Below are 24,990 nucleotides of genomic sequence, written 5' to 3' on the forward strand. Positions count from 1 at the left end.
GCGCGACGATGGCTTTTTGGAGCCACTAAGCATCGCGTGGCGCGACGGTCGCACCTTTAGAGTGACGCAAGTGATCGAGGTGGGGAGTTCCGCCCTGGCTTCGAAGGCTTCTTCACGGCTAAATACCGCGTAAGCATTGGCAACGTTCGTATAATTGTCAGAACAAGCTAATGGTATTACGCCTTCATATGCTCGCGACACCTACGCCAAGGCACCCGGAAACCGGGTGCCTTTTTCGATATTTACCCCGTTCAACGAATAGATTTTTCCACCGCGGGTAGAACTCTGGACATTGGGGGCGTATCCCCGCATATCGATTGAAGACCCGAAATCGCATTTGTGGGAAAGGAAATCGAAATGTCCGTAAATGTAAGTGGTCTGTATGGCCTTGAAGACAGGTTGGAGAGGGTTGCCGACGAGCTGCGCAAGCGTAACGAGATCGAGGCCCAGAAGCTCGAGCTGCTGAAGCAGGTCGAGAGGAATCTATCCGGCAAGGACAAGGAGTAGACCGATGACCGTTTCCGAATATTGCCGACACGAGACCGGCGTCCGCGAGCTCGTCATCATCCGCAGGGGCGGCTGGACGTACTGCGCCGCCTACATCGACCATGAGGACCTGTTCCGCCTTCCGGGCGATATCGCCCGTGCGGACGTTATCGAGTCCTCCCACGACCATATCAAGGTCCTGGACCCCCGGGGCGGATACGTCAGCGTCCCGTGCACCTACCTGGACATCGAATAGGGAAGTCGACAGTGAGCCGAGACAGGATCGCCGTTATCATCCCGTGCTACAACGAGGCTCCGACGATAGCCAAGGTCGTGGACGACTTTCGCCGTGAACTGCCCGAGGCGGCCGTCTACGTCTACGACAACAACTCGACCGACGGCACCGCCGAGATCGCCCGCGCGCACGGCGCCGCCGTCAGGCGCGAGCCGCGCCAGGGCAAGGGCAACGTCTGTCGCCAGATGTTCCGCGACATCGATGCCGACTGCTACCTCATGGTCGACGGCGACGACACCTATCCGGCGGAATCGGCGCGAGCCCTCTGCGCTCCCGTTCTCGCGGGCGAGGCCGATATGGTCGTGGGCGACCGCCTGTCCAACGGCGCCTATGCGCAGCAGAACGCCCGTGCCTTCCACGGCTTTGGCAACGACCTCGTGCGCGCCATGATTAGGTGGATATACGGTTACGGCTTCGAGGACGTCATGACCGGGTACCGGGCCATGTCCAGGCCGTTCGTGAAGACCTTCCCGGTGCTATCCGAGGGCTTCCAGATCGAGACCGAACTATCGATTCACGCCGTCGACCGCCGTTGGCGCATCGCCGACGTCCCGGTGGAGTACCGCGACCGTCCCGAGGGCTCGGTCTCGAAGCTGAACACCGTGAAAGACGGGTTGAAGGTGATCGCGATGATCGGCACCCTTTTCAAGGACTACCGCCCGTTGAAGTTCTTCTCGCTGGTCGCCCTGATATTCTGCATCGGCGGCCTGTGTGCCGGCATGCCGGTAGTGACCGAATACCTCGCCACCGGCCTCGTGCCGCGGTTCCCGACCGCCATCCTCGCCGCGGCGCTCATGTTCACGGCCGCCATCTCGCTCGCCACGGGCTTCATCCTGGACGCCGTGGCGAAAGTCGAGCGGAAGCAATGGGAGCTCCGCGTATACCGCCAGACCGAGGAAGACTGAAAGAGGGGAGCCATATGCGCACCGATCGAATCTATATCGCGAGAGACGGGAAGTCGGGCATGCATGTCCTCGTCAGGATCCTGGCAGTTGGCGATATAGGGGCAGATTGTCTCCCGATCGACCCAGACGGTTTCAATGAGCTCATGATGGCGAGGGATGCGCGCTCGCTGGTCCTGGCGGCCCAGGGTCTCGGCCCCATGTTGGCCTCGGAAGGCGATCTCGCAAGCCGCATCTTCGTACCGAGCGAGCTCCAACGGGGCATCGCGGGCGAAATGGACCTAGTCCCATCCGACCTAGGAGGTCTGCTGTCCGAGTGTTACTTCGATCCATATGCCGAGCCCGTAGGAACAGGCGGCACGGGCTATAGGGAAATCGGCAGGACGGGAAAGAAGGCCGCAAGGGAGCTTATCGACGGGTTCGACTTCTCGAATGCCGAAGACCTATCCTACCTCGATTCGCAGTTCCGCGCCGTCGTCGAGCCGTTGCACGATTGGGTCTTTGCGAGGAACCTGCTCTCGATAGTCCTGCGCATAGGAGGGCTCTACAGGGCCGGCGCCGACCCGAAGGCCATCCTGGAGGCCGCACGGTTTCGCAAGGTCGAGCCATCGGGTCAGAAAGACCGGTTCGATATGGGCCCGGCAGCCTGCTTTGCGATCCCAGTGGCATACAACCCGTTCTACCGCACAGATACCATGGCGATTTCCGACGCGCCTCTCGATATACGAAAGGCGTGGCCCCTTTACGCCGACCTAGTCGACATCGGAAGACCGTCGACGCGGCCCGTCATCGATCATCGCCTGAAAGGCGAGGGGAACGGGTTCATCAGGTTTCTCACCTCGCTCGAGACGAAACAGCCCGACGGTACCGACCGCAAAGGCCGCCCGGAAGAGGACAGATGGTGCTATCTGGTCGTAAGTTCAGATATCGGCAGTAAGCCCGTGAAAGATCAGATGCGGATAGCGAATCGACTGCTACAGGCATTTGATGGAAGGCTGTTTCAGCCCCGCCTGGCGTATTCCGGTGTGAAGATGACCGAGATCGCCCCCGAGCGAAAGCCTCGAAACATAATGGAGGCCATGTGGTTACTCGCCAGAGACCATCCCGACCGCTACCTCCTGACATGCAGGAGATGTATGCGGACCGTGCTCTCGGGAACCCAGGGTGGCGAACGCTCATTTTGCAGCAACTCATGCCGTGCGACCTGGAGCAAGGAGCACCCGGCTAAAAAGCGATAGCGACAGCATGGCAGTCCCCGCCGGAAATCGGCGGGGACCACATCGACCCTAGGCAGGCACCCGGACACTGGGTGCATTTTATTCGATAAACTCCCATACGCGAGACGCCCGAAACGGATATGACCGCCGCCCAGACCGTGCCGGCGGCCAAGATAATGCCCCCACACCCATCTCTTTAGGAAAGTCCAAGATTCCTTTTCGGCATGCCGGCGGTCGAAATCGATCCCGACGATATCTCGGTTGCGAGCCTGCGCCTGGCATGCTCGACCTGATCCGAGATGCCGAGGGAGGCGGCGACGCGGCCGTAGCACTTTTCGACGATAGCGTTGAGGGCATCGCAGTGGTTATCGAAATCGTGCATGCGGTCGAGAACGGCAGGGGATAGGAAACGCTGCATCTGCCCGGTGAATGACCCGTCGGCATAGCAGACGTGTGCGCGTTGCGTACCGACAGCGATCATGCTGGCAAGGGGCACGGGACAGCGGTAGTCATCGTGCTTTGCCGCGACAAGTGCGGCTACGGCAGAAAAGTCGATTTCCTGCGCACGGACGATCCAGGGAATGTCCCAGAGGTCGCGGTGCCTGATATGCGTATCGGTGGCGGAGAATGAGATCAGCTTATCGGCCAAGATTTCCTCGAGCGTCTGGCACCGGATTGTAAGGTCGTCATACATTCCGGCGAGCTCGGGATAATTGACCGCGACGCGGCGGACCGTGGATGTATGCGCCGGAACGGACGCGATCTCGAGCTTGATTCTCTGTTTCGGCAAATCGGGGCGCGCGATGTTGGTGTTTACCGAGACCGTCCATCTCCGCATTCCGACGCCATCGAACTCGTTGACGACCTTTAGTTCCCTGACGCTCACTTCGGTATCGTAGGATCTCAGCAGGTCGCAGCGCAAAGTCTTTGAGAAATCGTCCAAGGGAAGCGAATCGAACTTATCGCCGGCGACGAAATCGAGGTCTTCGCTATATCGTTGCGATCCGTAGCAGAGGCGCAGTGAAGTCCCGCCCTGAAAGGTGATGTCTTGAAGCAGACCGTTCCTCCCGAGGGACCGGATGATCTCGTAATGGACGATTTCTTTTTCGATGACGGGCGTGACCCCGGCGCCATCGACCTTGCTGGCGATCTCCCCGGCAAGTTCTTCAAGGTCAATCAGCATCCACTTCATCCCAATCGATAAGCTCCAGGCTGCGCTTCCTCGAGACGAGGTCGTGCAGGCAGCGCTCCTCGGTCGCGATCGGCAGCCGATTCCTCGGCATACGGTCGAGTATTCCCCGTTTGACGTCATTCAAACCATCGTTCGTGTGAACGAACTCGATGGCACCGAAGCGGGTATCGACGAGACCTTCCGCGCCCGTCGTCACGCATGAGATGCGTCCGAGCGGGATCTGCGAGATGAAGCCCCACTGCGATGCTGCGGACTCGAGGCTTTCATAGGTGACCTCGCCGGGGCGCAAGAACGCCGCGATATGGCCGAGCAGGTCGCAGCCGTTGGGGTGGAAAAGCAGGTAGAGGTACGCGTCATGGGCGATGCGCTCGAGGAGGCCGTCCGCGGTGAGCCTCTTGATGGTCGAGCGGAGCGTATCGCCGGACTCACCGAAAAGGGCCCCCAGCTCGCGGCTGCGGAAAAGGATTCGGCCCTCCAGGTCGCACCCATGCAGAATCTTGATTGCCTCGACGCTTTTCACAGAAACCCTCCTGTCTCCCTACCGACAACTATACCAATGTGGTCTAAATATAAACCACTTACCGCAAGAATACCATTCCACAAGACCCAACCCAAACCTCCCTCCCTGGAACGCGAAAGGCCATCCGCCCCGTGATGCCATCTGTACAAAATGGGTATAAGCCCACTGGTCGGAAACGTCGGAAACCGATATCCACGATGAAAGGGACGACGATGGCCGTAGAGAGGTCCCGGAAGACAAGTTGGAAAACGAGACCTGTGATCGACTACGAGACCGACGGGCGCTGCGCATCACATCGCCATGACCCCGAAAGCGAAAGAAGGCGCCCTCGGAAACCGAGGGCGCCTTACCGACCGCACCTATTGTACCGCACGCCGATCATGTTGAATACCGTGCTCGCGGTAATCGGTACCCGGAGCGCTATTCCCCGCGGCGGCCATCGCCGCGGCAGCCATCGCCGCAGGGCTCTTGCCGCCTTTGACCTTCGCCGGTTTGAAGAACTCCGGCGCAGGTTTCGGCTCGTCCCCATGGTAGAAATGGAACCCGTTTACGGACGATCCGTAGCGGACGGCCTGGCTGATCGCGGCGGGCGATACATGCAGGGGGCGGGCCGCGGCAGGATTGCCCATGAAGGTCTCGCCGGTTTCCAAGCAGACGATGGGACGGGTTTTCGAATGGCGCTCCCTGAAGAACTCCGGCGCCGGTTTCGGCTCGTCGCCGTAATAGAAGTGCAGCCCGCCGCGCTCGACGCCCGTGCTGGCCGATGTGCGCACGCCTCCGGGCGTGATGCCGAACGCGCGGCCCGCCTGGAATGCCGATTCGAACGTCTCCCCGGTATCGAGGCACACCACGGGGCGCGGCGCCCTGTTGGGCGGGATGAAGAACTCCGGTGCCGGCTTCGGCTTGTCGGCATAGTAGAAGTGCAGCCCTTGGGTGCAGGTGCCGCGCTGGATGGAGCGGAAGATGTTGCGCGAGTCGGCGAAACCGAGCTCCTTGGCCGCCCGGTAGGCGGAGTCGTAGGTCACCCCGGACTCCAGGCACGTGATGGGCCTCTTGCGTTTGGCGTCCCGATTGTCCATGGCGGCACCCCTACTGCCTAATTCTGGCGCCGCGCGCACGGTCGCCGGCGGTCGAGCTGGCCGCGACTGAGGCGCGGTGACCAAGTTCGACGGGATCGGGCTTCACCGCGACGGCGATTTCGGGCTTCTTCTCGGAATACTCGATGCGCCCTCCGAAGGGGTCGGAGAAGCCGAAACAGTCCTGGGGGGTGTACAGGTCGATGCGGTCGGACTTCCACTCGCCGCGCACGGGTTCCATCATCGTGTACGCGATGTCGTGCGGGTCAATCTCGAAATCCCTGTCGAGCACGGTGCCCATGGTGCCGCCGCACCCGCCAACGGGGTCGTAGATACCGAAGATGGGTTCATACGTTCCGGGCTTGACCGTGAACGTGCCGGCGTTTTCGCCCTCGCCGCGGCAGATCATCGACAGGCTGGCATCCAGGAACGCGTCGAGCGGCAGCGTCGCGAGGACCGCGAGCCCGACAGGGCGATTCTGCGGCATATTGAAGATATCCTCGCGGAAGCTGCGCTCGAAAGGCGTAACGGGGTCGTTGACGACCTTTTCGACGGTCGTGCCCTGCGAGGCGCACAGCTTGTCGAAGATGCTCTCGGGGATGTCCGCAGGACGCGTGAAGGGCCTGTAGTCCTCGGCGGGCTCGTACTCCCACCTGTCATCCTCGCCCTTGCCGCCCCTATGGCAGACGCAGAGGAGGTAATCTTCCTGCCAGTCGCGCGCCGCATCGATGACGTCGCCCTCGGAATACAGGTCGTTGACGGACAGTATGAGCGAGGTCTTGAAGGAGAGCCCGCTGAAATCGATGTCGTAGAAGAACCCGAACTTATCGGTCAGATCGTCGCGGAGGCAGTCGCCGTCAACGTAGAGCGCCCGCCCGAGATGCCCCGACCCGACCCGAGATTCGATTGCCCGGGCGAACTCATCGGCGATATTCTTGCAATCCGCAAGTCTCGCCTCATCGAGCCCGTCATTGAACCTGTCCGTGAGCACGCAGGTGACGGCATGCGACAGGTCGCCGGCGGTCAGTCCCTTGTGCGTCTTGATCTTATCCGGGTCGATGAGGCCATCGGCCCACGCAAGCGAGGTGTCCGCGAGCAGTTCGCCGCAGATGCGCGCGGCATAGTCGTACTCCCCGTATTCGGGCCAGTAGTCGAGGTGGATATCCCATCCGTTCAGGATGGCCTTCACTATGTCCTGCCGGTTGAACCGGTTGCCGACGGCATCCGCGAGCATCGCGGCGGCCTCGCCGGCGCCGAGCAGGTTCACGACGTCATCGTAGCTGTCGATCTCGAGGCCATCGGTAAGAGTCGCGCTGTCATTAGGGTTGATATCGGCCATGTCGGCACCTCCAGTGAAACGGTTGTCTCCATCGATGCTACCCGTCGCGAACCCGCACGGAAACGCCCCTTCCCGAACGGGAAGGGGCGCCCCTCCACCGCCGCGCCGAGGGTATCCTTTTGCAAAAGACCCGTCAGTTCGGAGAGGACATGACCGTAGAGCGAAAGTTCGATGCGAAGTCGATGCTGGGGATGCTGAGGAGATACGAGGCCACGGTCGGCGACCTTTTCGCCGTCGTGCCTCCCTTGATGTCCCGGGACAGCGTGAAGGCCGCCGACATCGACGGGGTGACCCTTAGGCGCATCTCAGTGAAAGACCTGACGGAAGGCATCCTAATGCCGGAGGAAAAGGTGGAGGGGGTCGAGCTCATCCGGGTCGATGCGGCCAAGGCGGACCGTTACTGCCTGCGTGCGGGCGATATCCTGATGTCGAGGATGCTGCCCAGGCACAAGTACGCGGACTACATGGTGGTGAACGTGGAGTATGCGGAGCAGGATCTTGCCTCGTCCCACAACATGATAACCATACGCCCGCGGGCCGTGGATATGGCCGAAGGGGAGCGCATAGCGTATTCCGAGATGATGCCGACATGGCGCTTATAGGCCCAAGGCCTGAACGCCCGGCTTTTTGCGCCGAGTTCGAGAAGCGCATTCACGGCTGGAACTATCGCACTCTAGTGAAGCCAGGGCTCAGCGACCTCGCGCAGGTGAGGGGTGGCTATGACCTTTTGTCGAAGAAGAAAGTTGCACTCGACTTGTGGCGCGTGGAGTATCCCAGCCTGCGTATCGCGCGCGTCACCGATCCGCCGCACTCCTCGATCATATCGACGGCCTTGCGCTTCTGCTCGTCCGTGTAGCTCGGCATTCGCGAACTCCTAACCGAACCGATTCGGTCCAACTACTTGTCCGCATCCCCCCATTTGTCTCGAATGCAACGACGCGATGTCCAACTATGGCTCAGCCTTCGCAACCTGCTGGACTGCTCAGCAGTGCCCAGTAACTACTTAGTGGATACCCAGTAGCTGCGGTGTGGCGCAGGTAGTCGGCGATGAAAGACGCGGGGTGCGCCTTGCGGCCCGTCCTAGATGACGCCGCACGGTAGCGCTATCGGACAGCTGCGCTACCGCAGGTAGACGTTCCTCAGCACCTCGACGACCTGCTGCGCCCCGACGCCCTTGATCTTGAGCGCCTTGGGGTCGACGGGGTCCGACTCGTAGGCCTCCAGGAAGCGTCGCATGTCGGCGCGGACCCCATCGCTCATGGCGGGGCGCTCGCCGCCCGCGAGCAGCGTGGCGAGGCGGCAAACGTCGTTTCGGTGCTTCTTCACGCTCTTCTCGTCGACGGCCTGGCCGCCCGCCCGCCTGGCGGAAAGGTCGAGCCACGCCTTGGCCTTGAAGGGGATCAGCCCCTCGACCGACAGGACGGCGACGCCGCCGGCCGACGCTCTGTTTTCGACGAGCAGCCGATAGTAATCTTCGTCAAGCAGAATCGCCGAAAGGCTCGACACCTCGTCGTCGATGTGGATCGGCATGAGGCCGGACTCCGCGTCGCGCAGGTCGACGTCGGTGCGCGCGAACAGCTCCAGCATGGCGGGGAAGGCCGGGTCATCCGGCTTGGAGAACCGGTAGAACTGAGGCTTTCCGCTGCTCTTCTGTCTGTTCTCGTACCCGCCCTCCTTGACGAAATCCCAGAAGATCTGGCCGAACTCGGGCGTCAGCGCCTCCACCAAAAGGACCAGGTCGAGGTCCTTGGTGGCCCTGAAGTCCTGCCCGGCCTCGCCGAACAGCAGGTCGCAGGCGCCGCCGCCGATCAGGACGTACTCGCCGTCGTGGCCCGCGAAGCGCTCCTTGAACTTATCGATTCCCCTCATGATCGCCTCCAAGCACCCGGGTCAAAACGTTCTCGATCTCGCCCGCGACGCGCGGGTCGTCCCTCTCGTCGGCGGGAAGGGACAGGATGGCCGAAAGCGGGTCGACCGCGCATCCCGGCGCCGGCACGGGCTCGTAGCGCAGCACCTGCACCACGCACGCGGGATCCTCTGGCTCGTCGAGGCCGGCGTCGCGCGCGTCGGCCGCCAGCTCCAGAGTGCGCTCCTGCGCTTTGGTTGCGGCGAAAGTCGGCCAGGGGTCGTCCTGCAGCATCGAGAGTCCGCACAGCGCCGAGAGCCCGCCAAGGGGAAGCTCCGCATCGGGCACGCGGCCCAGGCGGTGCTCCCTCGCGACCGGACTCGACATGCGCGGCTCCAAGTGACGCCACATCTCCATCTTGTCTCTGCCGGGGCGCAGCACCCGCCGCCGCCCCTCGGCGGCGACGATCGAGGGGTCGGCGGCCGCGAGCTCGTCGAATGCGCGAGAGGCGGTCATCTTCGCCGTGCCGAGGAGGCCTGCCGCCTGGGTGACGCTGGCGCCGTCGAGGTCGCCGTAGAGCGCCATGAGCGCGAGGCGCTGCGCCTGGGGCGAGAACGTGCCAACGTCTGTCTGCCGCCTGTCGCGCGCGTGGCTCCTTCCGCTGCTCAGCGCGATTCCCAGGAACGGCAGGTACACCTGCTTGTCCGGGGCGATGAAGGGCAGGCCCGCCTCGAGCATTCGCCCGACCCTGTAGCCCGTGGCGCCCTCGAGGGCGAAGGACACAGGGGTCCCCAGGGCCGCCTCCAGGGCGTCGCGGTGCTTCGCCAGGGTTTTCACCGTCAGGCTTTCGACGGGGGAGGCCACGGCGAATGGCACGCCGAAGGCGGTCCACCGCTCCAGGGAGTACAGCCCCCTCAGGTAGAGGGGGAGCCTCGAGGCGTCGACGGGCTCGCAATCGACCCTCGTGTGCAGCGTCTTCTCGACGTATTCCCTCATGCTCTGCCTCCTCATGTAACTAAACAATTATCAATGTACCATTATGAATGGTACATAGCAAATCAATTAGTTACATTTAATGACGCCTTGCGAGCCCTCGTGGGCTTTCGGAATCGCGATGCCTCTAGCAGGGCGCTCCGCTCGTTTTTCCCTGCGTTTTCGTCTTGACAAAAGGGATATCTCACCAGGAGCCGAGATGATCGCGAGGTTCCTGGACGTCCTGGAGGATACCGTGAAGAACCCGACATGGCGCCCGGCGGAGCTCCAGGCGATCGACGCGCCGCCGGCACTGGACTACCGGACGCCAGACTATACGGCAAATGCAGCGAATTACATGGATCTGTACGGCGTCAAGCGCCGCGCGGAGGCCAAGTATGCGGAGGCCCTGGAGAGGGCCGAGCAGGCCCGCAGGAATGTCGCCGTCGTCCTCGAGAAGGCATCTCCCGTCACCCTCGCGGCCGCGGCAAAGAAATCGGCGGCCGCCGGCATAGCCGACAGCCGCCGAGACGATCCCGCAAAGACGATCCGTTAGCCGGTAGGCATCGACGCCCTAGTGCTTGATGCCGCCGGCCTCGTCCGTATGCGAACCGGCAGTTCGGTTCGCCGCCGCGCTCGCGGCCTTGGCGAGATCTGCGGGATGCCTGTCGCCGCCATGCGCTTGCGCGCCGTTGTGCGCCGGCGTGCCCTTCACAGGATCGAGCGTCATGGCGTCCCCGTCGAGGTGAACATCCGTTCGGTGCACCGGCTCCGAGTCGCGCCCGTCGTAGGTGAAGACATGCACCGGCGTCGGGTAGTCATCCTGGAGCTCAGCCGGCGTCGCCTCGATGAAGGCGAGCTGCCCGCTGCCCTTGCCGTCGGGCAGGTTGATATCCACGCTGATACCGCCCGCGAACGGGCTTGCGACAAGCTCGCCGAAATCGGTCATTACGGAAATAGGCTCGTTCATAACATACGCTCCTTGATACCCAAATTGACATCGGATTGATTCGCGCTCCGCGCGGCCGCCCAGGCGGCCACGATCGTATCGGGGAAGTGCCCCCGGGCGCGGCTGAAATCGGGTGCGACGGTCTCGCACCAGCAGAAGTCGTAGCCGCACGTCCAGACCTTCTCGCCGCCCACCTCGACGGGCACCGACATGTGCACGGGCGAGCCGTCGAAGGCCTCGATGACGTTTTCCCCGTCGAACAGGATGGGGAAATCGTCCCCATCGTCGATCAGCTGCGCGACGATCTGCTCGATGGACTCGCGCGGGAAGTAGTAGATCGGGCCGTAGTTCCAGCCGACCCCCATGGGGTCGCAGTAGGCGCGAAGCCCGTCCGGGTCTCCGGTGCGCTCCGCGTAGACGCCGTCGATATCGACATGGCATGCGAAGAGGCAATCGGCGCCGCAGGTCTCCCCGACGGGGGACCGCCCGGCGATCTCGGTGAAATACGAGTCCAGCCACCCGGCCGCGGCGGAGCGCATCCCCGCGTTTTCCCTCAATGCCCCGACGATGCCATCGCAGGCAAGGCAGCCCCGGACGATATCGCACCGGGTTGCGCCCTGGGGGAGCATGAAGGCGGGGCCGTCTGGACCGAAGCGGCAGGCGACCTCGTCGCCACGGCGCTCGAGCTCGATGGCACCCTGTGCGCGGGCGATATAGATATCCTCGAAGGTGGGGAAATCAGGTTTACGGGAGAAGTAGTCCATGCAGATCGCCCTCCTAGATATGAAGCCCGGTGCCGTCATCGGCCCCGCCGGCGGTCTTTGCCGCCGCGGCCCTCGCGCCCTCGAACAGGCGCTCTGGGATACGCCCGGGGATTACCTTCCTGTCTACCCTTTTGGCGTTTGCCCGATACGCCTTCACTGCCTGGGCCACATCGTCGACGCCTCTGGCCGCCTTCTCGCTGTACGAGGGGAAGCACTCGATCCAGGCGGGGCAGTTTCCGACGAGCTCCTTGATGGATTCTGGGTCATCGGTGACGAGGCCGGCGGTGACGCCGTCGCCATCCATGCCGACGGCATCCTCGAACCAGTCGAGGCGGTTGAGGCACGAGCCATCCCACCCGTCGTCGAACCCGAAGGAGGGCACGTCGTTGAGCGTGACGCCGCCGAAGAGCTCGAAGGACTTGGCCGGAAGCCCGCCATCGGCAAAGCCGGCGAAAACGTTCAGAAGGTAGCCGTTATAGGACGGGTCGGTATCGACCGCGTCGGGGCACCAGTAGTACCCGACCGGTAGGCTCTCGATATTCTCGATGGGCCCGCGCGCGAGATACGAAGGGTTCTCGAAGCGCTTGAGCGCATCGATGATTTCAGAGGTGTTCAACGTCTTCTCGTCGGGACCGCAATAGGGGTTGAAGCATCGCGCCCACACAGCGCCGGTGGCGGTCGTCTCGCTCGCGATCCAGTCGTTGAGCGTCATGTCGTCGGCGAAGGTGAGCTCCACGGTCTCATCCATCACCATGTCCATCCAGGACCACTCGAGGTCCCTGATTGCGAATCGCACAGGGCCGTCGAGCCCGATCCCGAGCCTCACGTCGTAGCTGCCGTCATCGAGACGGCTAATAAGGATACCCGGCTCGTTCGAGCGCTCGGACCACCCGAGCGGGCACCACAGGAAGCCGTCCTCCGCGTCCAGGTCGCGCAGCGTCGGTGAGCCCTCGATGAGCTGATAGGTCTCTTCCATGGCTATGCCTCCCGCCTAGTGCTTGATGTCGTGAGTGCCGTCGGCATCGCGCTCGGCGCTCTTCGCGGCTGCCTCCTTGGCCGCCGCGGCCACATCGCCGGGGACGTGCGCCGGCGTCTCGGCGCACGTCTGCCCCTCGAGGACCATGGCACCGTCGAGATGCATGTCGGCGCGGTGATCCGGCTCCTCGTCGCGTCCGTTGTAGGTGAAGGCGCGCACGGGCGTCGGGTAGAGGTCGCCGGCCGCCGGGTCCGCATCAACGAAGGCGATATCGACGCACTTGCCGCCGGGCAGGTTCATGCCGACGCTGATGCCGTCCTTTTTGGCGTTGGTGACGAGCTCGCCGACCTCGGTCTGAACGGAGAGCATCCCGGCGCCGAATCCCATGCGCTCCTCGAGGGCGGTGATGACGTTGTCGTATCGCTCGATATGCTTATCGTCGACAAGGCCGCATGACAGGTCATAGCTCGCCATCGCGGCGGTCATGAGCGCGCCGGTCATGCTGACGCTGCTCTCGACGGCGCGGATGTCCTCGGGGTCTGTATGCTCGCCGATTTGGCGCATCTCGTCATAGATGCTCGCCTTCACCGTCAAATCGTCGACCTGGCTTTCGATCTGTTCCAGTTGTTTGCGGAGCGGTTCGTTGTGGATGCGCTTGAGTTCCTTGTTGAAAAGGGCGATTCGCTCACCCGTCTCCGCGCTCGGCCCGTCGATCTTCTCGGCGAGCTTGGCGGCGGCGATTCCATTTGCGAGCGCCACGGGGTCGTCCCAGCACACCTTGTCCGAGGGGATCTCGTTGACCGCCATGATCGAGTCGAAGAGCCCGGCCTTTCGGTGCTCCTCCTCGGCGAGCAGTTCGTCATAGCGTGCCTGCTCGGCGGGGCCGAGGACGTCATCGAACCCCTCGCGCCAGTCCGGGTCGACTGCGCAATCGGGGTGATCGCCCAGGAATACCAGTCGGCTGCACTCGCTCGCGTCATGGTTGAGCCACACATCGCGTACATCATCGTATTCGGCGCCCGTGATGGCCGCGATCTTGGAGAAGACGTTCTCGCGCACCCAGGAGTCCCCGACACCGAGATATTCATAGACGTCGCCGCCGCCCGCCATGAACTTGACGGCGCCGGCGAACGTGGCATCCGGGTCGATGTGGCGTCCGAGCCCATCGTCGGGGAACGCCTGCGTATACCAGTCGCGGATACTCGACCCGAAATTGAAGTGCTTCTTGTCCATCTAATCAGCTCCAAGACAAAGATCGGCCAATCACAAGGACGATGCTACCCATACCGCCCAGCAACGAGAACGGCCCTTCCCGAACGGGAAGGGCCGCCAACCAGCCAACCGCGGCGAAACCAAACCGATCTAGATATGCTTTCCGCTGCCGCCCTTGCCGGACAGCTTCTTGCCGGCTGCGGCCTTAGCGGCCTCCGCCTGCGAACTGGGCTCGGGCGCGACATCTACGGCCTTCGGGATTGGGAGCGCTTCGCGCCCCTTGAGGCCCGGGGCATCGATGCCGAGCTGCACACAAGCTCGGGCCGCCAGGCGGTCGAACCCGATGCTCTCGGCGAACTCGCGGGCCTCCTCGCCGTCGAATGTCCAGAATTCCGGCCCGACGGTGGCACCGGACCACGAATCGGCATTTCGGTCGTACGCAATAGTCGTCTCATGGCAGAAGAACTTCCTGCCGTCCACATCGACGGCATGCGTGATGGGGGAGAAGTTCAGGATGGCGTTCCGCTCGCCCGACTGGTGATCGATGCCGATGGCATCGACGGAAAGCGAATCGGGATATTGCGTTCCCCAGCCGTATCCGAGCCCGGAGAAATCGACCCTTCCGAGTCCGCAGATCGCCTGTTCCCTCTTCGGCGCGGCGGGCTTCGGGGCCGGCGCGGTCTTCTTTACTACGCTGCCGGGGTCGGCTGCATCGCCCAGCCCGCGTTCGCGGCGGCGGGCGGCCATCTTCTGGTTGAAGGCGAGCACCGCCGCGCGGCACTCCTCGGGCCCCGCGGACGGGATGATTGGGAGCCCGTCGAGCCTCGCGATATCCTGTGGCTCCATGAGCGTGAGGTTCTGGAAGAACGTCATCGCCTCGACCTCGGAGAAGTCAGCCAGCGTGCTCTCGCAGAGCCAGTCGCGCCCGGTATCGTGGTCGGTGAACTGGTCGGCGTGCTCGATGATGAGGAAGCAGCGCGAACGCACCTCGTCGTTACTGAGCTCATGGTCCCAGTCGTCGGCCAGGATGCGCGCGCCCACCGTGAACGCATCGGGGAAGTATTCCTCGTGCTCGCGGCGCTCATCGGGCGTGTCGTCGTCCCAGTCGAGCAGCATACCGTCGAAGAGCCCGCAGGTCCCGGTGGGGTCGAGCTCCATTTCGGTATAGTCCCAGCCCAGCTCCTCGACGTTGGTGGAGGAGAGGACGTTGACGGCGGCAAATCCGTTGCAGACGACCGCATCCCACTTGCCGGGTTCGTAATTCTCAGCCATGACCCTATCCTTTCAAACGCGCCTTTACAGCTTGATCGCGCCGGCATCCCCGGCACCGTCCCCGCCGGTGCGCCAGGCCGCCCTCTTCGCCGTCGCGGCGGCAGCGGCCGGCTCGGGCCTCTTCTCTCCTTCGGCGAGTTCGCGAAGGGAGTACTGATAGCACCACTCTTTGGCCTCCCCGACGGAGGCGAACTGTAGTCCTGCATCTCCGCAGGCACCTCCACCCGTCGAGATTTTCACCGTATAGGGCCGGTCGGGGGAGGCGGCAACCTGGTAGATGTCGAACCTCGTCTCACCGAAACGGTAGGACTCCCGTGCCGTGCCGTAGGCGCGCTCCGCGAGGCGCGGCAGCGAGCACGGCCCGACATCGGGTGAATCATAGAGGTTGTCCAGGAGGATATGGAAATCACCTATGCTCATTTTGCCGGGCGCGTAATATTCGCTGCCGAGCTTGAACCCATTTGCATCGAGCGATACCCCGGAGATGAGCCGGACGTCCAGATAGGCTGAGCCGTCATGGTGAGAGGCTTCGATATGGAACTCGCCGTTCATGTCCACGATGCGGTCGATCTGGCAATCCTTGAGGGCATCCGCGCTGCCGGTGCCCGAGACGAGGGAAAGCAGGGAGTCGGCAATGACGAGTCCGCGTGAGGGCTTGTCCCAGCGTTCGACCGTCCCCTTGGCGACCACGGAGATCTCAGCCGGGTGTTCCGGGTCGTCGCCGCGCTTCAGTTCGCGCAGCATGGAATCGAAGTTGCCGATCTCATCGTCGAGATCGATATCGATATGCCTTTCGAGTGCATCGTGAACCTCGTCCATGAGCTCGTCGGAAGACAGCACCTCGCCGACGTCGATTCCATGTTCCTCGGCGACCTCGGAGGCGTAGTCTTTCTCCGCCTCATCGGAGAGATAGTAGGCCCGGTCGTACAAGACGCGTTCCGCGGGCATGAAGAGATCCATGGCGAAGTCCTTTCGGCTGCAAACAGGGAAGACGGGACCGACCGGGACCGACCTGGTCACCGCTATAGACCGATAGTACCCGCCCGCATCGCCGCCGGCACCCGCCATGGTCCCCATTTCCCGAACGGGAAGCCGACGGGTTCGCCGAGGTCTTGCACGCAAAAGGCCCCGGACCCGAAAAGGGCCCGGGGCCGAGAATCACGCCGCCTGCGAACCGGTCCGCTAGATACGGGGCCCATGCTCGACAGCACCGCCGCGCCCGCTGAGGCAATCCTTCATTGCGAGCGCCCCCGCGGCGAGCTTCGCCGCCGCGGCGTTGTCGAGCGAGGCGCGATAGATGAGGGTGTCGGCGCCGTAGGCCTGGATCCTGCATCCCGTGATCGCGCTGAGCATGGCCATGGCCTCGTCCTGGCGGCCGAAGCGCTCGACTGCATCGGCCTGCCCGCCATCGGCGCGGCGCACGGCGATATCGCACAGCGGCTCCAGGCCGCGGGGGGACTCCTCGAGATAGGCGAGAACGCTGTCGAGACCGTTGGAGGCTGCCGCCGCGGCGACTTCGTCGAAACCGATTTTCGAGCAGTCGAGCTTGACGCCGCCGACTTCGAAGCCCTCCTCCCCGCCGCTCATGCAGTACCAAAGGCAGGGGACGGTCGCGCCCGCATCGGCATCCAGGGTGCGCGACAGGAACGCCACGCCGTCCTCGTCCTCCCAGGGCGTGAGGGGCGTGACGTCGTGGGCGGCATCCTCGGCCACATGGAAGGGTGACATGAACGTGTTGGCGGCATAGGCGCCGAACACCGTTCCGGCGCGGCTGTACTCGGTCTCGCCGAACGCGCCGTCGATTGCACGCAGCACGTCGTCCGCATCGGTGCCGGCGGGAAAGCCGCGCCAGTCGCGGAGGAGCATGCCGGAGCGGTCGACATTGTTCAGGAGCTCTTTATACAGCTCGCGAACGGTCTCCGGGAGGTCGTAGATGTCCTTCGGGACGATGGGCCGCCCGGCGAGCATGAAGGCCTCGCCGTCGCGGATATCCTGGTCCACCAGCGTCTCGGGGTGAAGTCCCTCCTCGGGCTCGCCCGGCGAGGTCCTGTCGATGAGCATGGCCGCGTAGCGGGCGTCTCCGCCGGCGATCTCGAGGAAGTCGCCCCAGCGGTAGGTCTTCTCATCAAGCTCATTGCCGTCCGGCACGTACTCGCAATCGAGATAGGCCTTTACCGCCGCGAGGCGGTCGGGGCACTCCTGAGGCAGGTGCCGGGCGATTTCGAGGATATCGCTATCGGCGAACCCGTATCTGCACGACAGCTCTTTGGCGTAATACGAGAAGTCGAGGAGGCTCTTCTTCGAATAGGGACCGACGCGCATATCCGTCTCGCCGGGCACGCCGAGCCAGAAACCGTCGAACAGTCCGAGATCGCAACCGATGGCATCTTCGATGGAGTTGACCGCCTCGCGGGCGTCTAGCCCGCGGTTCACGCCGGGCGTGTACTTGAACGACCTGCCGTTGAAATACTCCAGGAGGTCGACCCCGAACTCGGAACACGGGAGGACGTCGGAGGGGACACCGAACGATCCCGCCTCGAATCGCTCGGTATACGCCCCGGTGGCGTCGTCGACATCGTTGCGCAGGAACGCGATCTGGATCAGGTTCGCCCCGTCGTGGGACACCGGGCGGAACAGCGCGACTCCGTCGCGGAGGCCGCAGCATCCGACGATCTCGCAGGCATAGGCATACTCCGGCTCATCCCCCTCGTACTCGCCGCCAGCCGAGACCATATCGATGAGATACATGGCGCTGTGGACGTGGCCGCCCGCAATCTTGAGGAAATCGTCCCAGCGGTACACCTCGGAATGGCCCTCGGGCGTGTACTCCACATCGAGACATCTGAAGATATCCGTCTCATTCCGTCCATGCTCGTTCACGTCTCTGCGCTCCAATCAAGAAAGCCGGCACTCTGGTACCCAAGATGGTAGGGCCGCTGGCCCGCGATGCGGCCCGGCGGCCCATAAGGTTCCCGAACGGGAACCAGGTCACTTTCTCCTTGCCCGCTTGGTCGGCGTCAGCTTTCCCGATCCGGTCTTCTTGAGGATCGACTTGGCGGCATGCGCCATCTGCGGCGGCGTCTTCTCGTAGAGCTTCCCGGCCTCGACGTCGTCCACGAGCCGTTCGGCCTCGCCCGGCGTGAGCGTCTGGGCGCAGACCTGCCTACAGCTAAGGTCCTCGGACTCCACGGCGCCCACGACCTCGATTCCCTCGCGGCGGCACGGAGCTCCGACGAGGTCGAGCGGTGCGCGGACGCGCCCCGCCTCGATGAGCGCGGCGACCTTCTCGCGCGCCGCCTCCGCGTCCGTGGCGCGGACGGGATAGCTGAAGGTGACGGACTCTAAGATCGTCACCATGTAGTATTCGGCGCCGTCCGCGGCGCCGGCCTCGAGTTGTTCGGCCATTTATATATCGATCTCCTTACGACGAGCCCTTGCCCGTCGGCGGTTTCTTCTTCTTGCCGCGGTCCTTGGCGGTCCTGGCGGCGGCGCTCTTCGCGTGCCCGGCCGCCTCCCGTGGCGGCCTTCCGTGCGGGTAGTACTTCTCGGGCGGCGACTCGGGCTCGGGCCTGGCATCGGGTGTGCGCCGGCGGCGCATCGCGTGGCGCTCGGGGCCGATGGCGTCCGTCCCTTCGCCCTCATCTCGGCGGTAGCGCCTGCCGCGCGGGCGAAGGACGTCGACCTCTCCGCCGTCGTCCGCGCCTCGCTCGGATGGGCGCCCGTGGCGCCCGATGCGGTCGCGGCGGCGATCATGGGCCTGCGCCCGTGATTTGGCGAGCCCCGCGCCCTCGTTCGCCGCCATGGCCCCGCCTGCATCGCCGGCTGTGACCCGATCTGTTTTGACGTCGGGACCTCCATCGGCGGCTCTCGCCGCGCGCACCGGTGCGGGAGTGGTTGCCGGGCGGGGATCGGACTCCATATGCGTCTCCACGCGCCTCCCGTCTTGGGCGGGCGCCCCGGGAAGGCTTACAGGGTCGTCCTTCCGCGCGAAGTGCCGCCCGGTGGCGCTCTCCGTGCCGGCGCTGCCGGGGGAGGGGGATGCCGCGGGCACCGCTCCCGCCCCATGGTCTCCCGCCCTGGAATGCCTGCCGATCGCCCTCATGGCATTCTCGATGGGCTCGCGCGCGAGGTCTTCCGTATCGACGTGCGGCTCGGCCCCGTCTCTCGGGGTCTCGACCGGTGCAACGCGGTCACCGGGATGCCTGGCGGCGCTTCCCGCCTTCGCCTTATCAACGGCGCCGCGCTCGGCGGCGTCGTGCACGCTCTCCCGCCCTGGATCGCTTTCGGGGATGATCTCGCGGCGGTGCCTCTCGAAGGCCGTGCGGTATCCGTTGCGCATCTGCTTGATGAGGGGCGCGGCGGTCTTCACGATCTCGTTGACGTACCTCTTGAGCGAGGAGGCCTTGGCCCTCACGTCGTCAGAAGGCGGCACGGGGCTGGCGCATCCGGGGCCCTGGGCGCGGAAGTGCGCCTCGATGACGAAGCGCGCGTTCTCGTCGAGGTCGTCCCATGCGACCGGCACGCGCTCGGCTTCCGGCACGGCCTCGGCGTCGCTGTCCATGTCGGCGACGTTGACGAGCCGGTATAGCCCGGCCTTGGCGTCGCTCCATGACGCAGCCGCGATATCGACGGAGAGGTCGAGCACGCGCGCGGCTCCCCTCAGCCTCGTGGGGGGCAGTCCCACGAGCAGCGCCGGCGGGAACAGCTCGTCCACGAAGAACAGCCCGCCGTCCGAGCCGCGGGGCCTGGACTTGACGCCGTAGACGCCCGTGCAGCCATCGGCGGCCTTGATGTCAGCGCCGGGGAAGAGCGACTTCCATGTCGAGATGGGCAGGATCTCGCGGCACTCGTGCCAATCGGATGCGGCGAGCCCTGCGCAGTTCATCGCCGACAGGTTGTAGAAGGCGTTGGCGCATCCCGTGTGCCTGGAAAGCGTCTCGAGATAGCGCCGCCACCCCGCCTCGTTCGATGCGGCTTCGGCCAGGTGTCTTTGGTTTTGCGCGTTTACCGTTCGGACGGTCGGGGCGGCCATGGTCTGCTAGAGCTTCTTGCCGCCGGCCTCGCCCTCGGCCGTGGCCGATTTGGCCGCCGCGGCCTGGGCCTTGGCGCAGATGAGCTGCGGGTCGCGCTTCTCGGTTGCGTCCTTACAGTAGGTGCGGACCTCGCGCAGGGCGGGGGCGATATCCTCTCCGGCGCGGTCCTCGACCTCAAGGGACTTACCCAGGCTGGAGCCGAACAGGTACACGTCGGCATCCGTGCGCAGGAAGAAGCGCACCTCCTCGGGCTTCTCCGCGAAGTTATCGACATGGACCTCGCGCGTGCCGATGTCCTCGAGGTCGCGGACCGTGATGGGTTCATCGCCGATCTTGCCGGCATCGACCGAATAGACGGCCAGGTCGCATCCACCGGGGGTGACGGGCCAGGCGGAGACGTGTACCCCGCTGCCGTCGACCGAGGGCCAGACGTTGACGGTGGAATCGTAGTCGCCGTCGCAGTCGAAGACCTGCTCGTAGAACTCCTTGGCCTGCACGCCATGTCCGACCCCCAGGTCGAACGAGTTGGGGTCGAGGCAGTCGTGGATAATGCCCCATCCCGCCGCGTGAATCGCATCGTCGATATGGTTCCCGAGTTGATCCATGGCCCACTCGACGTTCTCCTCGGTCGCGGGGATGGGGAAGCCGAAGTTGCCCCAGTCGTCCTCGAGCGAGTCGGCGATGTCCTTGCGGCGCCAGCGCAGGGTGATGAACTCGTCGTCGTAGAGCTTGCCGCCGGCGGGCACGTACTCGCGCCCGCACGCCTTCTCGAAGCGGAGCTTGGCGCGCGTCACGTCGTCGAAAGACTCGATCGACTCCCAGGTGCGCGCAGATGCATCATAGCCGCGGGCAACGGCATACGGAAGGCGCTTGCCGTCCGCGCCGCGGCTGCCCTCGGCCTTGGTCATAGACAGCAGGGCGCAACCGCTCCCGCGGTCGTACTCGAGCACGAAATGGTCCAGCTTGTCGTTCATGTTATGACTCCTAACAGTTAAAGCAGCGAGTCGAGACGCCCGCCGCAAGGTTACTGATGCTTATACCCGCCGCGCTTGGCAGCATCCTCGCCGCGCTCCTCCGCGGCTTTCGCCGCAGCCGCGGCTATGGACTGCGGATCGTGAGACTCGCGCTCATGATCGCAATTGAGGGGTGCGCGCAGTCTGCGCATCCTTTCGGAAAGCAGTTCCGAACGTCTATTCCATGCGTCAACGCTGTCGCCGAGTTTAAAGGCGGGACAATCACGCGGAATCAGAACACGCGGAATCGGGCTCCCATGAAGGGCCACATCCGCTTCAGCGATCTCTACCAGTCTTTCTGGATAGAAGTCGGGATAGAAGTCGCTGCGGAGCGAGTATTCCCGTCTGCGCAGCCGCTCATAGGCGAGCTTCGCCTTCCCGATGTCGTCGAACAGCGTGCAGTCCTCCCACTCGCGGGTCGCATGGTCGTACCCCTTTGCGACGACGTAGGGAGTGTTGTATCCGTCGATGGCCGGCACGACCCCGTCGACGGCGCCGGCGATGAGGGCGCACCCGGCGCCCTCATCGTGCTCGAGGATGATGAAGTCGATATTCTCGTTCATGGTGGGACTCCTGAGGTGTCAGTGTTTGATGTTGCCGTGCCCGCGCTCGACGGCATCCTCGCTGCTGCCCTGCGCGGCCTTCGAGGCGGCCGCGGCAATTGCCTTCGGGTCGTGGGCACTTTCCTTCTGCCTGCAATCGAGAGACGCATGCAGCCGGCGCGCCGATTCATACTTGAGGTCCGAGTACCGCTTCTGCGCGGCATAGTACGCGGCGCTGTCGTCCTCGGTCCCGCCGAGCCCATGGACATGGCTCATGTGCGCGTCCACGAGTCCGTTCATCGCGACGCTGGCCTTCTCGATTTCGGAAGCCAGCTCCTCATCGGAGAGCCCGCGAAGGGCTGCCAGGTCACGGCCGTCGGCCTTGAAGGCGAAATGGTCGACTGCGGCTTTGAAGTCGATTGTCCCGTTCTTGCGATACAGGTAGACCGCCCCGAAAAAGCCGAATTCCGGCTGGCTATTCGAACCGAACTCGGCGGCCGCGGGGGAGTTTCGTGCGAATTCGAGCACGCGGCCGTTTTCCGCATAGGCGTCGTCGACATGGAAGTCCTGCACGGCTCCGTTGATGCACGCCAAGTCGCCTTGATCACGTCTGTCGATTTGCGCCAGGGCCGCCGACGGGATATGGAAGACGGTGAGGCCGTCGGCCTCGTCCGCCACGGCGAAGTAGACGAGGCTTTTATCCTCGGACGACCATGATAGGCCGCAACGCCGGCCATCGAAGATTCCATAGACCTTGCGGTAGAAATCATTTCCCTTATGGTGGTCGATGCCGAGATCGAAGAACTCGGTCGGGACGCCCGTGGAGAACTCTTCGATCTGGAAGGCGATTTGATTGACCACCACGTCGATATTCGCATCCGTCACGGGGATGGGCATCTCGAAATCGGAGCGAAGCGCCTCGGCGATCACCGAACGCTTGATCTTGAAGACGATCTCGTCGTCGTTAGCGCTCGTCGTCGTATTCCAATCCATGTCAAAACTCCCAAACAAGAAGATGCCGCGATAGGCACCGCCCGCCGCGGCAAGGGAAACTCAGTGCTTGTTGCCGCCATGCTCGACGGTCGCCTTGGTGCCGCCCTCGGCGGCAGACAGCGCGGCTGCGGCGATGGCCTGCGGGTCGCGGGGCTGATGCACGGCCGTGCGCGCCCCTTCGGTCGCCTTGCGCAGCGCCGGCGCGAGATCGGGCAGCTCGCCGTACAGGTCGTTGACTCCGACGCGCTCGTCGAACTTGGCGACCGCCATGAGGTTGGCGAAGGATCGGACGGCCTCGATGCCGTCGAATCCGTGCTTGTAGACGCACAGTGCGCGCGTGCCGCCCAGGCGCTCGATATCGTCGACGGTGATCTCGTCGTCGGCGATGAGGCCGGCATCGATCTTGTAGACCGCCAGGTCGCCGTCCTCGCTGTCGACGGGGCTCGCCATGACGAACGCGGCGTCACCCTCGCTGCTCGGCCAGACGACGGCCTCGGTGAAGCTCGAGAGCCCGAAGGCATCCCTGTAGAAGTCTGCGCCCTGTTTGGTCGAGATGCCCAAGTCGAGCTCGTCTTCGTCGATGATGGCGCTGATTGTCTCCCAGCCGTCCTCGGTGGAGCGGTCCCGGAAGCAGTCGTGCGCCATGAGCTGCCCAATCGCGGCGTCGACGTTCTTGTCGGTGGCGGGGACGGGGTAGGGGAGGAATTCCGAGAGCGCCGCCGCGATGTCCTCGCGGCACCAGCGGATCGTGCAGAACTCGTCGTCGCGCAGCTTGCCCTCCGCGAGCGGGTAGGGATGGCGGCACGAGCGCTCGTAGTCGATCTTCGCCTGCGCGATGTCGGTGAAGTAGTGCCCGGCGCCCCAGGAACGGGACTCGAAATCGTATCCGTCGGCGACGATGTAGGGCGATGCGTGCCCGCTCAGGACAGGCTCGCGGCCGTTCGGCGTGCCGACGACGAGCGCGGTGCGCGTGGCCTCGTCGTATTCGAGGACGATGTGATCCATGGCGAAACTCCTTAGGGGACCCGTCGCCTGGAAAAGGGCGGCGGTGCGGATATTGCCCTGATGATAGGGACGCGCCGCCGCCGTGTGAACGCATGTTCCCGAACGGGAAGCGCCGCCCTAGAGCGCCGGCCCTCGCGAGGCGGCCCCGTCCTGCGCGCTCGATCCCGCGGCCCTCTTGGCGCCGCGGGCCTGCGTGTCGGGGTCCGTGAGCGAGCGGGAGCGCTCGCGCGACTCTGCGGCGAGGCGCGCCACGAGGCAGGGGTCGGCCGTGTTGGGCGACAGCGTGGCGCACGATGCGGCCAGGGCCGCGTCGGCGAGCCGCTTGACGCCGTCGGCGCCGTCCGGGACTTCGCGCATGTAGTCTCTCGAGTCCTCTGCGGTGTCCACGAACCCGAAGAACGCACGCTCCCTCCCGCCGTCTGCGATGGGATAGGCGGCGCCCTCGATCAGGATGCCGCCGTCACTGCGCGCGTCGACGCAGTTGACTCCGATCTCGGCGGTATCGGTCCCGCCGATGCCGATCGTGGCGGAGAACAGCCCTTCGGAGGTGCCGATCGCTTCCGGGACATCCCCGCCGAATCGCCGGGCCGTCGATATCGCCGTCTCGGCGGCCATGAGCGCGGTGGCGTACAGCTCCGGGCTCGACAGCCCGCGCACGAGCGCGGCACGGCAGCACCCGGCGAGCGTGTAGGAGTTCGCGGCGGGGGCGATGCCTCCCGGGAACACGGGGATGCCGGGCGTATTGGCCTTGAGGAGGGGCGAGGCGGCGGCGAGCTGTTCGAGCTCGAAGCGCGAGGGCGTCTCGTCGAGCAGGTCTGCCAACGCGTCGGCCACGGCGTCGAGCGGGTCGCCGGCGATGCGGCACCAGGTCGGGACGTCGACGGCGATGCAGGCGACGTGCCCGGTCAGTCGCCCGATCTCGCGGTCGATGCCGCCCCCCTCGGCCCTGTTGAGCGTGTACCCGTGCGCCCCGTTCGCGACGGGGCAGGTAAGGATGCTGGAGTTCTCTCGGGAGATGATCGTGTAGTGCGCGCCGTCGCAGAATACGGCGGAGTCGATTTCGAGCGGCTGCATGGCTAGTCCTTTCGGTTTCAAGGGGACAGGGGGCCGGGAACCGGCCCCCTGTCGGACGTGTCATCTATGGCGTATACCCTAAAAGCGCCCCGGCTTACATGCCTGCCTTGCGCTTCTCGCCACCGCCGCGATCCTCGCGGGCGGATGCCGCCGCCGAGCGGCGCGCGGCCTCGGCGACATCGTCCGGGCAGCCGGACGCGATGCCGTTGGGCGCGGCGGTCGCCGCATTGTGCGCGGCGGAGTCCTCGCAGATGAGCCCTTGGCGGCGCAGCTCCGCCACGCGTGCGGCCTCGCGGGCCTCGTCGTCGGCCG

Annotated in this window: 28 protein-coding genes; 7 read left to right on the forward strand and 21 right to left on the reverse strand. The window is 64.5% G+C overall.

Features of this window, described 5'->3' with window-relative positions; translation table 11 throughout:
- The first annotated feature begins 357 nt into the window (after window positions 1-357).
- From DW178_RS11265 to DW178_RS05780, 4 genes are read left to right on the forward strand one after another with little or no spacing between them, the layout of a single operon-like run.
- Window positions 358-507 (forward strand): hypothetical protein, encoded by a 150-nt coding sequence (locus tag DW178_RS11265; RefSeq protein ID WP_158552011.1) that lies wholly within the window; start codon window positions 358-360, stop codon window positions 505-507.
- A 4-nt stretch (window positions 508-511) separates the two neighbouring features.
- Window positions 512-742, forward strand: a complete 231-nt coding sequence (locus tag DW178_RS05770; protein WP_117716724.1) for a hypothetical protein — start codon at window positions 512-514, stop codon at window positions 740-742.
- An 11-nt stretch (window positions 743-753) separates the two neighbouring features.
- Entirely contained in the window at window positions 754-1,686 is a 933-nt protein-coding gene (locus tag DW178_RS05775) for a glycosyltransferase family 2 protein (protein ID WP_118350112.1), read from the forward strand.
- A gap of 14 nt (window positions 1,687-1,700) precedes the next feature.
- Window positions 1,701-2,921 (forward strand): hypothetical protein, encoded by a 1,221-nt coding sequence (locus DW178_RS05780; protein WP_118350113.1) that lies wholly within the window; start codon window positions 1,701-1,703, stop codon window positions 2,919-2,921.
- A 175-nt stretch (window positions 2,922-3,096) separates the two neighbouring features.
- On the opposite strand, the gene DW178_RS05785 is transcribed toward DW178_RS05780, so the two are convergent.
- The 4 genes from DW178_RS05785 to DW178_RS05800 form a co-directional block, all read right to left on the reverse strand.
- Window positions 3,097-4,092: a nucleotidyl transferase AbiEii/AbiGii toxin family protein gene (locus DW178_RS05785; RefSeq protein WP_286168537.1), complete on the reverse strand. Its 996-nt coding sequence runs from the start codon at window positions 4,090-4,092 to the stop codon at window positions 3,097-3,099.
- Window positions 4,073-4,612 (reverse strand): type IV toxin-antitoxin system AbiEi family antitoxin, encoded by a 540-nt coding sequence (abiEi, locus tag DW178_RS05790; RefSeq protein WP_118350114.1) that lies wholly within the window; start codon window positions 4,610-4,612, stop codon window positions 4,073-4,075. Before abiEi ends, DW178_RS05785 begins: the two co-directional genes overlap by 20 nt.
- A 359-nt stretch (window positions 4,613-4,971) precedes the next feature.
- The gene (locus tag DW178_RS05795) at window positions 4,972-5,691 is read right to left on the reverse strand and encodes a hypothetical protein (RefSeq protein WP_118350115.1); all 720 of its coding nucleotides are present in this window, start codon (window positions 5,689-5,691) and stop codon (window positions 4,972-4,974) included.
- 10 nt (window positions 5,692-5,701) lie between these two features.
- Window positions 5,702-7,027 carry a hypothetical protein gene (locus DW178_RS05800; RefSeq protein ID WP_118350116.1) on the reverse strand — a complete coding sequence of 442 codons (1,326 nt, stop codon included), beginning with the start codon at window positions 7,025-7,027 and terminating at the stop codon, window positions 5,702-5,704.
- A 149-nt stretch (window positions 7,028-7,176) separates the two neighbouring features.
- Between DW178_RS05800 and DW178_RS05805 the strand changes: the two genes are divergently transcribed.
- Together DW178_RS05805 and DW178_RS11650 are read left to right on the forward strand one after the other, a co-directional pair.
- Window positions 7,177-7,629 (forward strand): hypothetical protein, encoded by a 453-nt coding sequence (locus DW178_RS05805; protein WP_118350142.1) that lies wholly within the window; start codon window positions 7,177-7,179, stop codon window positions 7,627-7,629.
- Window positions 7,617-7,883, forward strand: a complete 267-nt coding sequence (locus DW178_RS11650; protein ID WP_118350117.1) for a sugar transferase — start codon at window positions 7,617-7,619, stop codon at window positions 7,881-7,883. The genes DW178_RS05805 and DW178_RS11650 overlap by 13 nt, the downstream gene beginning before the upstream one ends.
- 263 nt (window positions 7,884-8,146) lie before the next feature.
- Here DW178_RS11650 and DW178_RS05815 read toward each other — a convergent pair whose 3' ends face one another.
- Window positions 8,147-8,896 (reverse strand): hypothetical protein, encoded by a 750-nt coding sequence (locus DW178_RS05815; protein WP_118350118.1) that lies wholly within the window; start codon window positions 8,894-8,896, stop codon window positions 8,147-8,149.
- Window positions 8,880-9,884 (reverse strand): hypothetical protein, encoded by a 1,005-nt coding sequence (locus DW178_RS05820; protein WP_158574079.1) that lies wholly within the window; start codon window positions 9,882-9,884, stop codon window positions 8,880-8,882. The genes DW178_RS05815 and DW178_RS05820 overlap by 17 nt, the downstream gene beginning before the upstream one ends.
- A gap of 181 nt (window positions 9,885-10,065) precedes the next feature.
- Here DW178_RS05820 and DW178_RS05830 point away from each other — a divergent pair, with 181 nt between their 5' ends.
- On the forward strand, window positions 10,066-10,401 hold the full coding sequence (locus DW178_RS05830) for a hypothetical protein (protein ID WP_118350120.1): 336 nt from the start codon (window positions 10,066-10,068) through the stop codon (window positions 10,399-10,401).
- An 18-nt stretch (window positions 10,402-10,419) separates the two neighbouring features.
- On the opposite strand, the gene DW178_RS05835 is transcribed toward DW178_RS05830, so the two are convergent.
- The 15 genes from DW178_RS05835 to DW178_RS11270 form a co-directional block, all read right to left on the reverse strand.
- A complete protein-coding gene (locus DW178_RS05835) occupies window positions 10,420-10,815 on the reverse strand; it encodes a hypothetical protein (RefSeq protein ID WP_118350121.1) in 396 nt (131 codons plus the stop codon).
- The gene (locus tag DW178_RS05840) at window positions 10,812-11,558 is read right to left on the reverse strand and encodes a hypothetical protein (RefSeq protein WP_118350122.1); all 747 of its coding nucleotides are present in this window, start codon (window positions 11,556-11,558) and stop codon (window positions 10,812-10,814) included. The genes DW178_RS05835 and DW178_RS05840 overlap by 4 nt, the downstream gene beginning before the upstream one ends.
- 13 nt (window positions 11,559-11,571) lie before the next feature.
- Complete coding sequence (locus DW178_RS05845; protein ID WP_118350123.1) at window positions 11,572-12,534, reverse strand: hypothetical protein; 963 nt, start codon at window positions 12,532-12,534, stop codon at window positions 11,572-11,574.
- Between the two features lie 15 nt (window positions 12,535-12,549).
- On the reverse strand, window positions 12,550-13,767 hold the full coding sequence (locus DW178_RS05850) for a hypothetical protein (protein ID WP_118350124.1): 1,218 nt from the start codon (window positions 13,765-13,767) through the stop codon (window positions 12,550-12,552).
- Between the two features lie 129 nt (window positions 13,768-13,896).
- On the reverse strand, window positions 13,897-15,018 hold the full coding sequence (locus DW178_RS05855) for a hypothetical protein (RefSeq protein ID WP_118350125.1): 1,122 nt from the start codon (window positions 15,016-15,018) through the stop codon (window positions 13,897-13,899).
- Between the two features lie 24 nt (window positions 15,019-15,042).
- Window positions 15,043-15,978 (reverse strand): hypothetical protein, encoded by a 936-nt coding sequence (locus DW178_RS05860; protein ID WP_118350126.1) that lies wholly within the window; start codon window positions 15,976-15,978, stop codon window positions 15,043-15,045.
- A gap of 222 nt (window positions 15,979-16,200) precedes the next feature.
- Entirely contained in the window at window positions 16,201-17,898 is a 1,698-nt protein-coding gene (locus DW178_RS05865; protein ID WP_118350127.1) for a hypothetical protein, read from the reverse strand.
- Window positions 17,899-18,006: 108 nt separating this feature from the next.
- Complete coding sequence (locus tag DW178_RS05870; protein ID WP_118350128.1) at window positions 18,007-18,423, reverse strand: hypothetical protein; 417 nt, start codon at window positions 18,421-18,423, stop codon at window positions 18,007-18,009.
- 16 nt (window positions 18,424-18,439) lie between these two features.
- Window positions 18,440-19,903 carry a hypothetical protein gene (locus tag DW178_RS05875; protein WP_147363822.1) on the reverse strand — a complete coding sequence of 488 codons (1,464 nt, stop codon included), beginning with the start codon at window positions 19,901-19,903 and terminating at the stop codon, window positions 18,440-18,442.
- Window positions 19,904-20,056: 153 nt separating this feature from the next.
- Complete coding sequence (locus tag DW178_RS05880) at window positions 20,057-21,025, reverse strand: hypothetical protein (protein WP_118350130.1); 969 nt, start codon at window positions 21,023-21,025, stop codon at window positions 20,057-20,059.
- A gap of 50 nt (window positions 21,026-21,075) precedes the next feature.
- Window positions 21,076-21,627 (reverse strand): hypothetical protein, encoded by a 552-nt coding sequence (locus DW178_RS05885; protein WP_118350131.1) that lies wholly within the window; start codon window positions 21,625-21,627, stop codon window positions 21,076-21,078.
- An 18-nt stretch (window positions 21,628-21,645) separates the two neighbouring features.
- Window positions 21,646-22,599: a hypothetical protein gene (locus DW178_RS05890; protein WP_118350132.1), complete on the reverse strand. Its 954-nt coding sequence runs from the start codon at window positions 22,597-22,599 to the stop codon at window positions 21,646-21,648.
- A gap of 60 nt (window positions 22,600-22,659) precedes the next feature.
- Window positions 22,660-23,604: a hypothetical protein gene (locus DW178_RS05895; RefSeq protein WP_118350133.1), complete on the reverse strand. Its 945-nt coding sequence runs from the start codon at window positions 23,602-23,604 to the stop codon at window positions 22,660-22,662.
- 117 nt (window positions 23,605-23,721) lie between these two features.
- Window positions 23,722-24,678, reverse strand: a complete 957-nt coding sequence (locus DW178_RS05900) for a hypothetical protein (RefSeq protein WP_118350134.1) — start codon at window positions 24,676-24,678, stop codon at window positions 23,722-23,724.
- 94 nt (window positions 24,679-24,772) lie between these two features.
- The coding region (locus DW178_RS11270; protein ID WP_158574081.1) for a hypothetical protein at window positions 24,773-24,990 on the reverse strand (218 nt) is incomplete at its 5' end.

It is taken from the genome of Eggerthella sp. AM16-19, from assembly GCF_003474385.1.
In the GTDB taxonomy this organism is placed as follows: domain Bacteria; phylum Actinomycetota; class Coriobacteriia; order Coriobacteriales; family Eggerthellaceae; genus Senegalimassilia.